Source organism: Streptomyces swartbergensis, assembly GCF_002148965.1.
Classification (GTDB): Bacteria; Actinomycetota; Actinomycetes; order Streptomycetales; family Streptomycetaceae; genus Streptomyces; species Streptomyces swartbergensis.
In genome coordinates this window covers 1-13,549 of the sequence record NZ_NGFN01000241.1, presented here as the reverse complement: position 1 = coordinate 13,549, position 13,549 = coordinate 1, and the positions used below count along the sequence as shown (strand labels likewise).

Here is a 13,549-nt window from a genome sequence, read left to right as displayed (position 1 = left end):
GGGGACGGGTGCCGTGGCCGGGGCGCTCATCACGCGCTCACTCCTCGTGGGGTGGGATCATACCCCAAATACATGCCCATGACAGCTTCCTCGATACACCGAGACGACGATCCGTGCGTCACATACCGGTCCGCCCGAGGTCCTTGCCCGCCCCGTGCCTTCCGCGCCCCGCGGCGGCCGGACGGAGGGTTGCACCGACAGGCGGCTGAACCGTTGGCTGGACGGTTGCCTCCAACAGGGGAGACGACGACACCTCTTCCTCACGCGGCAGCCGAAGGGAAGAGACGCAGGACGAGGCGACACCGGCGTCGCGCACTTCACCGAGCTGGGGCAGTTCGGTGCTGGCGGCCGGGCGATGTGACGCTCCTTCCATGACTGGTCGGCCGCCCTTCGGGGTGACTCTTCCGTCCTACCCTGCAACTTTCCAGGGTCTCTCTGACGTCCCCTTGGGAGACCATGCGCGTGCCAAACATGATGCGAAGGGACCACACATGCATTTTCACGGGGGACGCTCGCGGGCCGTCGCGGTCATCACGGGTGCCGCTCTGGCGGTCACGCTAGGGCTCGGGGCATCACCGGCCTCAGCGAAGGCATCCGACGGCTGGGTGCGCGGGTATGACAAGTACAGCGACGACTGGGACGACGAGGGCGTCCTGTCGAACGGCCCGGGCGGCCACACGAACTCCAACGCCACCTGTCTCTGGCAGAAGATCATGTGGGCCGAAGGAGTTAAGTTCAAGATCAACAACGTCAGCCAACAGTTCACCCGGAACATGATCGACGGGAATTTCGGGCTCAACACCAACCGGGCCACACGCAATCTTCAGGCGACCTGGGACCTCAGCCCGGACGGTGAGGTCGGCGGGGGCACGTTCGGCAGGGCGGCCGATAACCTGTACAAGGAGTCCGGAAGCACCGACCGGGGCGAGAGGCTGGTTCTTGGATACAAGGGGAAGGTGCATACGTTCACCCTGATCCGCAACGCGGAAGGCAAGTACGTCTTCAAGGACCGCTACGACGACTGGCGTCAGGCCGGGTACGACTACCACTCCTGCGGCTGATCAGCGACGTCGGATCGGGCGCACTGTAGTCGGGCGTCGGTAGCGTCAGATCAACCGGCAGCTAGATACGGAACTTCGCCCACGGCGACCACGACGTTTCGTACAGGGAGCTGTCGAACGCCGACGTGTGGAAGACATAGTTCGTGTTCAGCGCCAGCTTGCCCACCGGCACATCCACCGTGACCGTCGAGCCCGACGCCACGTAGGGGGAGACGATGACACCCCAGTCGTTGTCGTCGATGCTCACCTTCTTCAGCATGGCCGCCGTGCCGACGGTCCGAAGGATGGCGTTCGAGAGGGCAACAGCTTGTTCGTGGCTGATCGTCGAGGGGAAGAACCGCGCCCGAGTTAGGCTCCAGTGCCTGGCAGAGAGACGCCGCCGAGCAAAATGCGATCGTGTAGCGCGTGTTGTCTCCTACACTGGCGGGATGGCATGCCGCATCAGCGAGTTGGTCATCGACTGCACCGACCCCGACCGGCTCGCGGCATTCTGGAGCGACGTCCTCGGCTACGTCGAGCTCGGCCGGGACGACGACGGAAGCATCGAGATCGGACCGCCGGACGTCGGCTTCGGCGGCTTGCAGCCCACCCTCGTCCTCAGCCCAAGCAGCGACCCGCGCACCGGGAAGCTCCCACTGCACATCGACGTCAACGCCACCGACCGCGACCAGGACGCCGAGCTGGAGCGCCTGCTCGCTCTCGGCGCCAGGCCCGCCGACGTCGGCCAGACCGGCACCGAGAGCTGGTATGTCCTGGCCGACCCGGAAGGCAACGAATTCTGCCTCCTGCGCACCCGGCTCCAGCCCCTTTGACCACGTGCGTCCTGGCGTCACCGCCCCGCTGCCCAGGTGATCCGGAAGAAACGCCCTCGTAGTGCTTCGTTAGGTTCTGGCTCTGCTACTGGTGAGAGGGCGGCCGCAGGTGGTGCCATCCGCGCCCGATGCGGCCTTCTAAGTGATCCGGGCCCACACCGTGTTTGAGTGCGTTGTAGTCGTGCTCGATGCGCCAGCGCATTCTTGGCCCCCCTCGGCTGCGCTGCCCGCCTGTTCCTGAGCCGTGGGGCAGGCTTCGTTGTCCGACGGCTGCACCTGGAGCACGCGAAACGCGAGGTCATCGTGCCCTTGCGCCCCTCACGCCAGGTGACTTCCTGGAACAGTGTCGGCATCGACGAGGTCGGGCAGGGGCCGGGCCGCCCTCCCGATAGCCGGGCCGAGTCACTGGCTGCTCTCGCGCTACCGCGAGCGCCCTCGAGGATGAGCCCGCCAGGTGCGGTGCGCACCTTAGTGGTCGGCTCCGGAAGTCCTTCGAGGGTTGATCATGCTGCCAGAAGGGCGCAATGCCACACTCGACGGCCTCGCGGGCCGGCTCTGGGCACGACCAGCGCGACAGCGGCGCGCCGGCTCGGCCGGAAGCTGGCAGGCCAGCGCCTTGACCTGAGCAGCTTGCAACGCAGTGAAAGCGGCGGGCCGCCCCGGGCGCTTCCGGTCGGCGCCCGCGCCCGCACCCGGGCCCGGTACTCGGTCTTATGGCCCCAGGCTGCATTCTTCAACCGGTGCCGCTCGGCGGCGGTCAGGACTATCGGGCGCGCGGCAGCAACAGGCAAGAGGCAAGCCGATCAGCAGAAGTGGATCAGGACGGCCACAGCCTGCCGCATCCGCTTCCACCTGGGCCGTGCTGGGGCAGCGGGCCCGGGCGCTCACGGTGATTCCGGAGGGATTCGACAACGATCAGGCGGCTCAGGGGAGTTCGTGCCGAGTTCCGTCGGCGACTGCGTGGAGCTTGTCGGGGTTGGCCACGTTGTGGATGGCAGAGATGCGGCCTTCCGGATCGAAGTCGAATGTCAGCGTGGCGACCACGTGGTCCGGGCCGCAGAAGACCACGCCCGGGCCGCCGTTGATCCAGGTGAGCTCTGCCCGCATCTGGCCGGGCTCGATGCCCTGGTAGGTCGCGGTGCCGAGCGCGGCGAACCAACGGGCCACGGTCTCCAGGCCGACGACCGGCTTGAGGGCCTGGCGGACCTTGCCGCCACCATCGGTCCACAGCGTCACGTCCGGGGAGAGCAGCTCCATGAGGGTGTTGATGTCGCCGCCCGCCGTCGCCGCGAAGAAGCGCTCCGTGACGTCGCGTTGGCGGGCGCGGTCCGCGGTGAAACGGGGCCGGCGGGCCTGGACGTGCTCACGGGCGCGGTGCGCGGCCTGCCGGACCGCCGCCTCTGAGCGTTCCACCGCCTCCGCGATCTCCGCATAGCTGAAGGCGAAGACCTCCTTCAGCACGAAGACCGCGCGCTCCAGGGGACTCAGCGTCTCCAGCACAACCAGCAGGGCCATGGAGACCGAGTCCGCCGTGGCAACGCCGTCAGCGGTGTTCGGACCGGTGAGGATCGGCTCGGGGAGCCATGGCCCGACGTAGGTCTCGCGCTGGTGGCGAGTCGAACGAAGCCGCTCCATCGCCAGGTTGGAGACGATCCGGGTCAGGTAGGCCTTGGGGTCGGCGACCTGAGAGCGGTCGGCCGCCGACCACTTGAGCCAGGCGTCCTGGACCACGTCCTCGGCGTCGGCGGCGGTGCCGAGGATGCGGTAGGCGACGGAGAAGAGCAGGGTGCGGTACTGCTGGAAGGCAAGCTGGTCGGGGCCGGCCTGCTGCGGCTGGTTCACTTGGCGCTCCGAATCCGGGTGTAGCGGCCGCCGTGCGGCCAGAACGCGCCCGAGGCGGGCATCTTCTTCATGCGGGCGAAGGTCGGCCATGGCGCGGCGGTGACCGTCTCCTTGTACTTTGCGGCTCGCTTGCCGGTCAGCACGATCCGGCGCGGGCTGTCGTCGGGGTGGGTGAACTGCACGACGGCGTCGTTCCGGCCCAGGCTGACAGGTGTGTGGTAGTAGCCGAACCGGAAGGGCTTGGGTTCCTTGCCGGCCAGCATCCGCAGGATCGAGAGGGCCGCGTGCACGCCGGTGGGCATACCGCCCTGACAGGTCCCGTGCATGACGCCGTAGCCCTGACGGATCGCCGCCGCATCGCCCACGGCGTAGACGTCCGGGTGGGAGACCGAGCGCAGCGCGCTGTCGGTGACCACACGGCCGCGCTCGTCGACGGTCAGGCCCGCRGCGGCGGCCAGCGGCGAGACACGGGTGCCGCTGGTCCACAGCACCGCGCCCGCCGGGATGCTGGAGCCGTCCGCGAGCTCGACGCTGTCCGGCAGCGCCTTGGCCACCTCGACGCCGCTGCGCACCCGCACGCCGAGCCGGGCGAGCGCCGCGTCCAGGTAGGCCTTGGCCTTCGGGTGCATGCTCGCGCCCGGCTCCTGCCGGCCCAGCAGCACCACATCGAGCTCTGGGTGCCGCTCGGCGATCTCCGCGGCGGCCTCGACGCCGGTGAGGCCGCTGCCGCCGACCACGACGGTCCCACCGTCGAGCCGGGTCAGCCGGTCGGCGAGGATGGCGGCGTCCTCCGGGCTGTTGAGGGTGTAGGCGTGGTCGTCCACGCCGGGGACGGCGACGGTGTCCGCGACGCTGCCCAGGCCGTAGACCAGGGTGTCGTAGCGCATGACCCGGTTGTCGTCGATCCGGACGGCCTTCGCCTCGGCCTCCACGGCGGTGACCCAGCCACGGACGAAGCCGGCGCCGGTGCCCTCCAGCAGCTCCGGGATGTTCATCTCGGCCGTCTCCTGACCGGTGGCGGTCATGTGCAGTCGGAGCCGCTCGGTGAAGGTGTCGTAGGGGTTGACCAGCGTCACTCGCAGGTTCCCGCGTTTCCTGGTGCGGGCCGCGAGCTGAATCGCGGCGGAGAGCCCGGCGTAGCCGGCGCCCAGGACCAGGACCTCGTGATGCTGCGCTGCTGTCGCGTTCATCGCTCTGCTGCCTCTTTCGTGTCGGTCGTTCCCGGCGTGCGGACGACCACCAGACGCAAGCTGCCCTTCCGTTCGTGACATGGGGCCGATGTGACCCACATCACACCGAAAGGAGAGGGAGTGTGCGCGGCATGAGCACTCCGAGCACCGCGACGCGCTGCAATCATGATCGACCAGCTTTGCATGAGAACTGACGGAACAACAGGATCCGCAGGTCAGCGGCAGGGCCTGGTGCTTCCGCGCCGCCCGCGAACACGACCGCCTCTACGTCACCCCCGACCAGCGGAACAACGCCCTCACCCTTTGATCGCGAGCTTCACTCGAAACGAACCGCCCCCAAATCACCGATCGCCATCACCTGGACATCTGAGCGGCGCCCACGACCGGCTCCCAACCCTCGAAGGGCTTCTGAAGCCGGCCACTTAGGATCCCGGCACGTGGCACATACCTTCGAAGAACTCGTGACGATGCAGCGCACCGCCGACGAGGCACACGCCCAGGTCCAGCAGCTCCAGGACCAGTGCGGCCGGCCGACCGTGAACGAGTGGACCGACGAGCAGCGCACTACCTGGCGTACCGCGTGGCAGACCTGGCTCGACGCCGCCCGCGACGCAGGCCGCCGTCACCGATCACGCGAAGGAGCAGGGCGCGGCACGCCACCAGGTTGAGGCGGATGTGAAGAAGGCCGCACGCCACCCGGACCTGGTTGCTGGCGGCTGACCTGCGAGCCCTCCGGCCAGGTCGCGATCACCCGCTCGCCGTCGTCGGCGCGCTCGGTCAGGATGATCCGGGCGCCGTCGATGGTGCCCCATGAGCCGATCCACGACAGGTACTGGTGCTCGGCCGTGGGCTGTTTGGACCACCAGCCGTACATCACCGGCCGACCGCCCGCGGTCAGGATGAGGTGGAAGCGCTCGTCGTCCACGTCACTCACCGTCCCACCCGTCCTCGTCGGCGTAGGTGCACAGCGGCAGCCGCGTGTCGGCCGAGGCATCGCGCAGATCCTTGAGGAGCCGTGCCGGCGGCAGACGCAATGTCGGCGGCGTCGCCAGAAAGCACTCCCGGCATTGGTCGAACCAGCGGGGCCCGCAGCGCAGCACCACCCGCCCGCCATGGCGCGGCCCCAGGGACGTAGCGCGCCGCGTCGATCTGCCGAAGTCGACGGCCTACCGCGTCCTCGGGATGCTCGTCCGGGTGGGGGCGGTCGACATGAAGGCACCGGCTACCGGATCGCGTTACAGATGGTGGCCATCGGTGCAGTGCGGCCCGAGGAGCGGTCCGTCGTGTCGCGCTTCTGTCCCTGCTGGATCTGCACCGGGCTATAGGGCACACCTTCCATCTGTGCGTCCTGCGCGGCCGCCGGGCAGCACCACCGGCACGTCATGCCGGTCCCGCCGAACGCACCACCGCCCGCCGCGTTCGGCGCGCCACAGCGGGTCTGGGAGGATGGCCGGCAGCCGTCCGTACCGGGTCCGGGAACCCGCGGGCGGCGAGAGGCGGGCGGGTACGGGCAGCGGCCCGGCGGGCGGGAGAGCGGAGCGGTGCGGCACATGCCGGAGTACCCGGAGTACCTCGCCGCGGTCGTGTTCGCCGCGGGCGGCGTCGTCAACGCCCTGCTGGCACCGCACCGGTTCTCCACCGCCGTCCTGTTCTGCCTCGCGGTGACCTCTGCCGGACTCGGCGTGGCCGGTCGCAGTGCGGCAGCCCACCCGACCATCGCCACCGTCCTCGCCGTCGCCGCCCTGCTCCTGGCGCTCGCGCTGGGCCTGCTGCTGCTGGCTGATGGCGTCCTCTTGGTCCGGCGCTACGGACCGCAGGCAGCCCTGCTGGCGACCGGGGCCGCCGGCTGCGCGGTGCTGGCGGTGCTCGGCCTCGACGCGGTCTTCCACGCGGTCGGCGGCGAGGCGTTCGGTGCCCTCGTGGTCGCGGTGAACGCGGCCGCGGGATACCTCACTCTGCTCTTCCTCGTCTTCGCCGGCTACGTGTTCGTCCGGGGCCGTAACACCCCCCTGCCGGAAACCACACATGTCGTCGTCCTGGGTGCCGGGCTCGATGGCGACCGGCCCGGCCCGCTGCTGACCGGCAGGCTGGAGCGCGCCCTCGCGATCGACGCCGCCCGCGCACCGGACACGCCGCGTGTGGTGTTCGTCGTCTCGGGCGGCCAAGGCAACGACGAGGTCCGCTCCGAGGCGGACGCGATGGCCGACTATCTGCGCGGACGAGGAGTGCCCGCCGACCGCATCGTGCGGGAAGACCGGTCCGTCAACACCGGGCAGAACCTCCGCTTCAGCGCGGCCCTCGTGGGCGGCACCACTCCCGGCCACCGTGCCACGGTGGTCACCAGCGGCTTCCACGTCTACCGCACGACCCTGCTGGCCCGCCGCGTCGGCGTGCCCGTGCACGTCGTGGGCGCGCCGACCTCCCCCGCCTACTGGCTGGCCGCGACACTGCGCGAATTCGCCGCCATCCTGTGGCTGGACCGCCTCCCCCTGTTCGGACTCAGCCTGCTGTTGGCAGTGCCGGTGGCGACGGCGGTCTTCGAGCACTGAAGCGCCGGCCTCAGACCTCGTAAGAGGTCCTAGAAAAGGCGCCGTACATGGCGCGGTTGAGGAGGGGAGAGGGCTGGCCGGGCTGCCCGACCGGTGCGCGCAGCCCGCTGCGCGGGGTGCGCGCGGCTAGCTCGTCGAGGTCGGCGCCCGGGTTGATGAGGACGAGGACAGCACTAGATTTTGGGCCCGGGGTTCTTGGGCTGTCCTCCCATGCGGTGGTCGCTCCAGTCGATGCCGTCGTCGTGCTCCTTGCTCGATGCGAGTCCGAGGAACCCGAGGAGGGAAGCTGCGATGAGGATGGCTCCGCACAGGCTGCCGATTGCGACGTAGGCCGCGGCGGCGGTGACGGCCCAGAACAGGATGTCGCACGCGATCCTCGCCCACAGTGGGAACGGGGCACGCCAGGCGTGGTAGCGGCGGTACATGCGCAGGAGCTTGCCGGAGGCGCGCTTGGATCGGCCAACCTGTCTCTGACCTGGCCCAGCTGTGTGGCCGTTGCCGTACCGACGGCCCTTTTTCTCGCCCATGGACCTCTTTGTTGCTTCGAGTGCCCCCGTGACCACAGCAGCTCTCCTCTGGGGCGGGCAGCGGTCACCCAAGACCCGATGTACGCGAGCGACAACGTGAAGCTGCGAGCCGGTGGTGCACTACGCAATGAGGCGCTGGGAGTGCAGTCCTGGAACCTTCACCTCAGCGACGCCCCGGCCAGGGGCTGAGGCGGGCTGGGCAGCCGGCCTGGGGGCCGGGTCTGGCCGGGGTGGTCTTAACCGTGGAAGTTGATGTAGCCGTTGCCGTCGGGGTCGTCGTTCCGGTTGGTGTAGGTGTGGACGTCGGCGCGGCTGCCTGAGGGCTTGTACAGGTAGATGGTGTCCTTGTCGTTGTTCCACAGGAAGTTGCAGTTGTCGCGGTAGACGACGTTGTGGGTGTTGGAGTCGGCGCCGTGGCCGCCGCGCAGCTTCACATAGTCACCGGGCTGCAGGTAGTGGTTGGCGGTGAAGGCGAAGCGGTTACCGGTGGCGTCCTTGACGACGTAGCCCTTGAGGTTGATCGTCGAGCGGGACGAGTAGTTCTTCACCGTCAGGTACTCCTCGTCGGTGTTGCCCGAGGAACAGCTGTTGGAGTCCCTGCCCGGAGCGTCGCACCATCGCGACGTCCACAGCGGTATCGGAGACCAGCGTCAGCCGGAAGGCGACCAGCGAGTGCGTGCAGACGTCCAGGGCCAGGGTGAGGGGATCGCCGAAGACGTGCTCGCGGACCATGACCGGCAGCACCGTGGTGTCCAGCGGGACGACCTGGCCCGGCCGGTGCACCAGGACGTGCCCGTCGGACTCCGGCAGATCGGCCGAGCGCGCGTAGCGCTGCCGGGCGCCGCCGGGGCCGAACCATTCCTGCCAGAGCCGGCGCAGGGTGTCGTAGCTGGGCACCTTCGTCTCGGGCCCGAACTCCTCGCGGACGTACTGGCGGATCATGCGGTCCTTGGTCCGCATCTACACCTTCGCCATCCGCTTCGTCTCCTCGCGGACCGCCAGGACCGCCTCCCGCACCTGCGCGGAAACCATGCGGGTTCCGCCGCTGCGGCGCAGCCACCGGTCGTCGGCGTAGCCGACCAGCCCGAACCGGCGGCGGGCGTTTTCCCACCGGATCAGCGTGCGGTAGCCGACCGAGCCCAGCCCCAGCAGCTTCGCGTGAGCAGGGTCCAGGGACGCGAGTTCCGCCACCTTCGCGTGCCGGCGCTCGGTGAGCGTTGTCGTCGCCGGGTCGTACTCGGCTCTCGGTTCACCCGGGCCCGGGTGGAACGGGTCACCGGAGCGGAAGCCGGTCGCCACTTCCAGCAGGTGGGCCATCCGCAGCTCGGTCAGCTCCAGCCGACCCGTTTTCAGATCCTCGGACGCCTTGCGCTGGCGGCCCCGGTCGGCCCGGCGCAGCACAGGCACAAGGTTGAGTGCCGGATCGGGCTGCGAAGCGGCGCACGTCCAGGACTGAGGAGTGCGCCCGGCGGCGCCTGTCCCTGGTCGTCGTCAGGCGCGTCCGGGAGGAACGGCAGGCAGCAGCCAGGACATACGCCAAAACGTTTCTCCCGGTGAGCGCACAACCGAGGCGCAAGAACAATGAGGATCACAAAGAGAGGGGCGCACACTAAGGGGACCTCGAATTCTGCATATTGTCTGAGCTTCGTAAACGCTCTTGCCATGGGCTCACGTTCTGCACCTAGCTAGGTGCTGCGCCCATTTCCTGGTCCGGGTTCCCGATGAGCCTGGGCAGACCGACGGCACACCGGGCAGTCCGGAACGTCGGTCAGGGGAGATGGTCGGGAACCCGCACGTGAGGAGTAGTCATGAAGAAGGCATATGAGGCGCCGACACTCGTCCGGCTCGGCACGTTTCGGAAGGAGACGGGGCTCCTGCAGCGCTCCGGCAACGACCGGCTGATCCTGAGCAAGAACTGACGACCGACGGTTCCTGACCCGACGTCATGACTGAACTGCACGAGAGTGCGGGGACGGGCCCCGGCGACGCGCACTTCGCGGTCTTCACCGACCGCGTGGACGCGGCTGCCGTGGCCCGCTCCTTCGCCCGCCCCGGAAGCCGGACCCTCGCGCATGCCTCGGGTCGACCCTGGCTGGTCGGCCACTGGAACGACAACGAGGTCGTCACGGCGAACACTGGCGGCGCCGCCGTCGCCGCCGTCGGCTGCTGCCCGATCGACGCTAGCGAACTGCGGAGCCGGGCCGCACGGCTGCGCGATCTCGCGGAGCTCGACGCACTGGCCCGGTCCCTCCCCGGCAGTTTCCACCTCGTCGGCGCCCTCGACGGTCAGATCAGGGTTCAGGGCACCGCTTCCGGACTGCGGCTCGTCTTCCACGCGGAGATCGACGGCGAACGGGTGGCCGCCACCCGTGCCGACACGCTCGCCGCCGCACTGGGCCTCGACCCCGACGTCGAGGAGCTGGCCGTCAGGCTGCTGTGGCCCGCCCCCTATCCCCTGTTCGAGACATCCCTGTGGCCTGCGGTCACCGCCGTTCCTCCGCAGGACGCCGTGGTCATCGCCGCGGACGGGCGCACCGTACGGCACACCCGGTGGTGGACACCGCCGGAGCCGGTCCGGCCGCTCGCCGCAGCGGCGCCTGCGATCCGGACGGCGCTGGAGGAGGCCGTCGGCGCGCGTACCCGGCAGGGCGGCGTGGTGAGCTGCGACCTGTCCGGCGGCCTGGACTCGACCTCCGTCTGCTTCCTGGCCGACCGCTCCCCCGCCCGCGTGGTGGCCAGTACGTGGCCGGGACGCGATCCGGCGGACACCGACCTGTACTGGGCCGAACAAGCGATGGGACACCTCCCGGACGTCGAGCACGTGGTCTGGGACGCCGACGCCTCGCCGCTCGTCTACGAGGACCTGTTGGGCATCGACGACCTCCTCGACGAGCCCACCATCGGTGTCATGGACCGCTCCCGGGTCCTGCACCACCTGCCCGGCCTCGCCGCACGCGGCAGCCGGTTGCACCTGACCGGCATCGGCGGCGACCACGTGGCCTGGTGCTCCGAGGCTTACTACCACCGGCTGCTGCGCACCCGTCCGCTGTTCGCGCTGCGTCAGTTGCGCGGGTTCCGGGCACTGTGGCAGTGGCCGCTCGGCGGCACGGCCCGGGCTCTCGCCGATGCCCGGCCGTACGGGAAGTGGCTCGCCGACGCCGCCGGCGACCTGCGTGGCCCGTTGCCCCCGTCCGTCGCGACGAGTCTGGGCTGGGGCATGGCCCCGCGCCTGTTCGACTGGGTGACTCCCGAGGCCGAACGTATGGCCCGCCGGGCGCTGATCGAGGCCGCAGCGACGACCTCGCCGCTGCATTCGGACCGTGGCCTGCACAGCGACCTGGAGCAGATCCGCTCGTGCACGCGCGTCATCCGGCAGTGGGACCGGATGGCGGCCCGCGCCGGACTGCCGATGGCCTCCCCCTTCCTCGATGACCGCGTCATCGAGGCGTGTCTCGCCGTACGTCCGAGCGAGCGCGTCACGCCCTGGCGGTACAAGCCCGTCCTGAGCGCCGCGATGCGCGGGTTCGTGCCCGAGGCCTGCCTGCGGCGAGCCAACAAGGCCACGGCCTCCATGGACGCCTCCAACGGGCTGCGCGAACACCGCGCCGACCTGCTGGCCCTGTGGGAGGGATCGCGGCTGGAGGAGCTGGGCCTGGTGGACGGCGCCGAACTCCGCCGTCTCGCCCAGCGGCCCGCCTCCCCGGGACTGTCCGACGCCATCCTCTACTCCACGATCGCCGCCGAGGTGTGGCTGCGGGGACTCGCCCGCGGCCGTGCCCGAGTCCTCCACCCCTGACCACATCCCCACGTCAGAAAGGCCCCCACATGCCCCTGCAGTTCGGCGACAACGTCTCCACGGCCGAGACCGACTACGGCACGGTGCTGCTGGACGAACGCGTCGGTGACTACTGGGAGTTGAACCCGACGGCCACCCTGGTGGTGCGGACGCTGCTCGACGGCGGCGAGTTGTCGGACGCGGCCGCCGCCCTGGTCCGGGAGTTCGACATCGACCAGACGCAGGCCCTACGTGACGTCGAGACGCTCGTAGGCCAGCTGCGGAGCTCGGGGCTCGCCTCATGACGACGCCCAGCGCGCTGGAACGGCCCACCGATGTTCCCCTGGCCCGGCGTTTGGCCGCCCGCTTCGTCCTGCTCCCCGCCGTCGCCCTTGCCCTCCTGCCGCCCCGCCACATCCGCACCGTACTCGGCGTCCTGCGGCGCGGTGCCGCGCCCGCCACCACCGCGCAGGCGCAGAACGCGCGCGACGCCATGTGCGCCGCCAGCCTGCGCTGCGCCGGACCGAAGGGGTGCCTGCCGCGTTCCCTAGGGGCGGCACTGCTGTGCCGGCTCGGCGGAACGTGGCCGACCTGGTGCACCGGCGTCCGCGTCGTCCCGCCCTTCACCGCGCACGCCTGGATCGAGGCGGAAGGCCGTCCCGTCGGCGAGGGTGTGCCGGAGGGCTACTTCGCCCGGCTGGTGGCCGTCGGCCCGCTGCCGCGACCGACGGACCGATGACCGGCACGACCGTTCTGAACGGCGGCCCGACCCCGGTCGCCGAGGGTGACAAGTCCACCCGGGCGGCGGTGGCCACGATGTACCGGCTCACCGCCGGGCACCGGAGCGCCATCGCCGTCGCCACCGTACTGACCCTCGTGGGTTCCGCCCTGGGACTGGCCCAGCCGCTCGTCGCTAAGCAGGTCGTGGACGCGAGCGGCCGCGGGCAGGTCATTTGGCCACTGCTGGCACTGCTCGGCGCGCTGTTCGTCACCGAAGCGGCGACGGGAGCCGCGGGGCGCTTCCTTCTGGAACGGATGGGTGAAGGTATCGTACGGCAGCTCCGGCACGGGCTGGTGGGGCGGCTGCTCCGGCTGGAGATGAGGGAATATGACCGCCACCGGGGCGGCGACCTCATCTCCCGGGTGACGGCCGACACCACCGTGCTCCGGGAGGTCGTGGCCCAGGCCCTTGTCGATCTGGTGACGGGAAGCCTTGTCGCCGCCGGGGCGATCGTCCTCATGGCGTGGCTGGACCCTCTGCTGCTGCTCCTGGTCGCTGTCACCGTGGCCGCGGCTGCCGTGGTTGTCGCCTCGCTGCTGGCGGGTATCAGAAGCGCGTCCGAACACATGCAGAACGCGATCGGTGCCATCGCCGCCGACCTGGAACGCGCCCTCGGTGCCCTGCCGATGGTCCGCGTGCACCGCGCCGAGGAGCGCGAGGCGGCGGCCATCGGCGCGCGCGTCGAGGCGGCCTACGGCGCGGGGGTACGCACCGCGAAGCTCGCCTCGGTCATGAGCCCCGCCGTCGAACTCGCCGTCCAGGGCTCCTTCCTTATCGTCCTGGTCGTCGGCGGCCTGCGCGTCAACGGCCAGGCCGGCTCCCTCGGCGACCTCGTCGCCTTCCTCCTGTACGCCTCGTACCTCGTCCTGCCGCTGTCCTCCGTCTTCCGTGCCGTGGGCCTCATCCAACGCGGGATGGGCGCCTACCAGCGCATCGACAAGGCGCTCCGTCTGCCCGTCGAGCCCACCGAACCGCGGACCCCGAGAGTCCACGCGCACACGCCCCCGCCGAC

General features: G+C 70.1%; 15 protein-coding genes and 2 pseudogenes. 9 read left to right on the top strand and 8 right to left on the bottom strand.

Features of this window, described 5'->3' with window-relative positions; translation table 11 throughout:
• Positions 1 to 605 precede the first annotated feature (605 nt).
• Positions 606 to 1,061: a peptidoglycan-binding domain-containing protein gene (locus CA983_RS30225; protein ID WP_244207164.1), complete on the top strand. Its 456-nt coding sequence runs from the start codon at positions 606 to 608 to the stop codon at positions 1,059 to 1,061.
• Positions 1,062 to 1,122: 61 nt separating this feature from the next.
• Here the strand turns inward: CA983_RS30225 and CA983_RS30220 are convergent, their stop codons facing one another.
• Positions 1,123 to 1,320 carry a hypothetical protein gene (locus CA983_RS30220; RefSeq protein WP_086603990.1) on the bottom strand — a complete coding sequence of 66 codons (198 nt, stop codon included), beginning with the start codon at positions 1,318 to 1,320 and terminating at the stop codon, positions 1,123 to 1,125.
• Between the two features lie 169 nt (positions 1,321 to 1,489).
• Between CA983_RS30220 and CA983_RS30215 the strand changes: the two genes are divergently transcribed.
• On the top strand, positions 1,490 to 1,873 hold the full coding sequence (locus tag CA983_RS30215; protein WP_086603989.1) for a VOC family protein: 384 nt from the start codon (positions 1,490 to 1,492) through the stop codon (positions 1,871 to 1,873).
• A gap of 924 nt (positions 1,874 to 2,797) precedes the next feature.
• Here the strand turns inward: CA983_RS30215 and CA983_RS30210 are convergent.
• The 4 genes from CA983_RS30210 to CA983_RS48300 form a co-directional block, all read right to left on the bottom strand.
• Entirely contained in the window at positions 2,798 to 3,715 is a 918-nt protein-coding gene (locus tag CA983_RS30210; protein ID WP_086603988.1) for an RNA polymerase sigma-70 factor, read from the bottom strand.
• The gene (locus CA983_RS30205; protein WP_086603987.1) at positions 3,712 to 4,905 is read right to left on the bottom strand and encodes an NAD(P)/FAD-dependent oxidoreductase; all 1,194 of its coding nucleotides are present in this window, start codon (positions 4,903 to 4,905) and stop codon (positions 3,712 to 3,714) included. Before CA983_RS30205 ends, CA983_RS30210 begins: the two co-directional genes overlap by 4 nt.
• Positions 4,906 to 5,527: 622 nt before the next feature.
• Positions 5,528 to 5,830 carry a hypothetical protein gene (locus tag CA983_RS46355; protein ID WP_158101906.1) on the bottom strand — a complete coding sequence of 101 codons (303 nt, stop codon included), beginning with the start codon at positions 5,828 to 5,830 and terminating at the stop codon, positions 5,528 to 5,530.
• Position 5,831: 1 nt separating this feature from the next.
• Positions 5,832 to 6,008 carry a hypothetical protein gene (locus CA983_RS48300; protein ID WP_244207163.1) on the bottom strand — a complete coding sequence of 59 codons (177 nt, stop codon included), beginning with the start codon at positions 6,006 to 6,008 and terminating at the stop codon, positions 5,832 to 5,834.
• Between the two features lie 43 nt (positions 6,009 to 6,051).
• On the opposite strand from CA983_RS48300, the pseudogene CA983_RS49685 reads away from it, so the two are divergent.
• Together CA983_RS49685 and CA983_RS30190 are read left to right on the top strand one after the other, a co-directional pair.
• Positions 6,052 to 6,570: pseudogene (locus CA983_RS49685) on the top strand (hypothetical protein); the annotation flags it as partial.
• On the top strand, positions 6,456 to 7,454 hold the full coding sequence (locus CA983_RS30190; RefSeq protein WP_107500295.1) for a YdcF family protein: 999 nt from the start codon (positions 6,456 to 6,458) through the stop codon (positions 7,452 to 7,454). The pseudogene CA983_RS49685 and the gene CA983_RS30190, both read left to right, overlap by 115 nt.
• A gap of 173 nt (positions 7,455 to 7,627) precedes the next feature.
• Here the strand turns inward: CA983_RS30190 and CA983_RS30185 are convergent, their stop codons facing one another.
• From CA983_RS30185 to CA983_RS49275, 3 genes and pseudogenes are all read right to left on the bottom strand, one after another.
• On the bottom strand, positions 7,628 to 7,879 hold the full coding sequence (locus CA983_RS30185) for a hypothetical protein (protein ID WP_086603985.1): 252 nt from the start codon (positions 7,877 to 7,879) through the stop codon (positions 7,628 to 7,630).
• 338 nt (positions 7,880 to 8,217) lie between these two features.
• Positions 8,218 to 8,592, bottom strand: a pseudogene (locus tag CA983_RS30180) (lamin tail domain-containing protein); the annotation flags it as partial.
• A 349-nt stretch (positions 8,593 to 8,941) separates the two neighbouring features.
• Positions 8,942 to 9,382 (bottom strand): hypothetical protein, encoded by a 441-nt coding sequence (locus CA983_RS49275; RefSeq protein ID WP_341866704.1) that lies wholly within the window; start codon positions 9,380 to 9,382, stop codon positions 8,942 to 8,944.
• A 407-nt stretch (positions 9,383 to 9,789) separates the two neighbouring features.
• Between CA983_RS49275 and CA983_RS45360 the strand changes: the two genes are divergently transcribed.
• The 5 genes from CA983_RS45360 to CA983_RS30155 form a co-directional block, all read left to right on the top strand.
• Positions 9,790 to 9,900, top strand: a complete 111-nt coding sequence (locus CA983_RS45360; protein ID WP_107047813.1) for a keywimysin-related RiPP — start codon at positions 9,790 to 9,792, stop codon at positions 9,898 to 9,900.
• 26 nt (positions 9,901 to 9,926) lie between these two features.
• Positions 9,927 to 11,777, top strand: coding sequence for a lasso peptide isopeptide bond-forming cyclase (locus CA983_RS30170; protein WP_086603983.1), 1,851 nt, complete (start codon positions 9,927 to 9,929; stop codon positions 11,775 to 11,777).
• A 29-nt stretch (positions 11,778 to 11,806) separates the two neighbouring features.
• Positions 11,807 to 12,061: a lasso peptide biosynthesis PqqD family chaperone gene (locus CA983_RS30165; protein WP_086603982.1), complete on the top strand. Its 255-nt coding sequence runs from the start codon at positions 11,807 to 11,809 to the stop codon at positions 12,059 to 12,061.
• Positions 12,058 to 12,495 carry a lasso peptide biosynthesis B2 protein gene (locus CA983_RS30160; RefSeq protein ID WP_086603981.1) on the top strand — a complete coding sequence of 146 codons (438 nt, stop codon included), beginning with the start codon at positions 12,058 to 12,060 and terminating at the stop codon, positions 12,493 to 12,495. Before CA983_RS30165 ends, CA983_RS30160 begins: the two co-directional genes overlap by 4 nt.
• Positions 12,492 to 13,549: ABC transporter ATP-binding protein (locus CA983_RS30155; RefSeq protein WP_143645586.1), on the top strand; the 1,058-nt coding region annotated here is incomplete at its 3' end. The genes CA983_RS30160 and CA983_RS30155, both read left to right, overlap by 4 nt.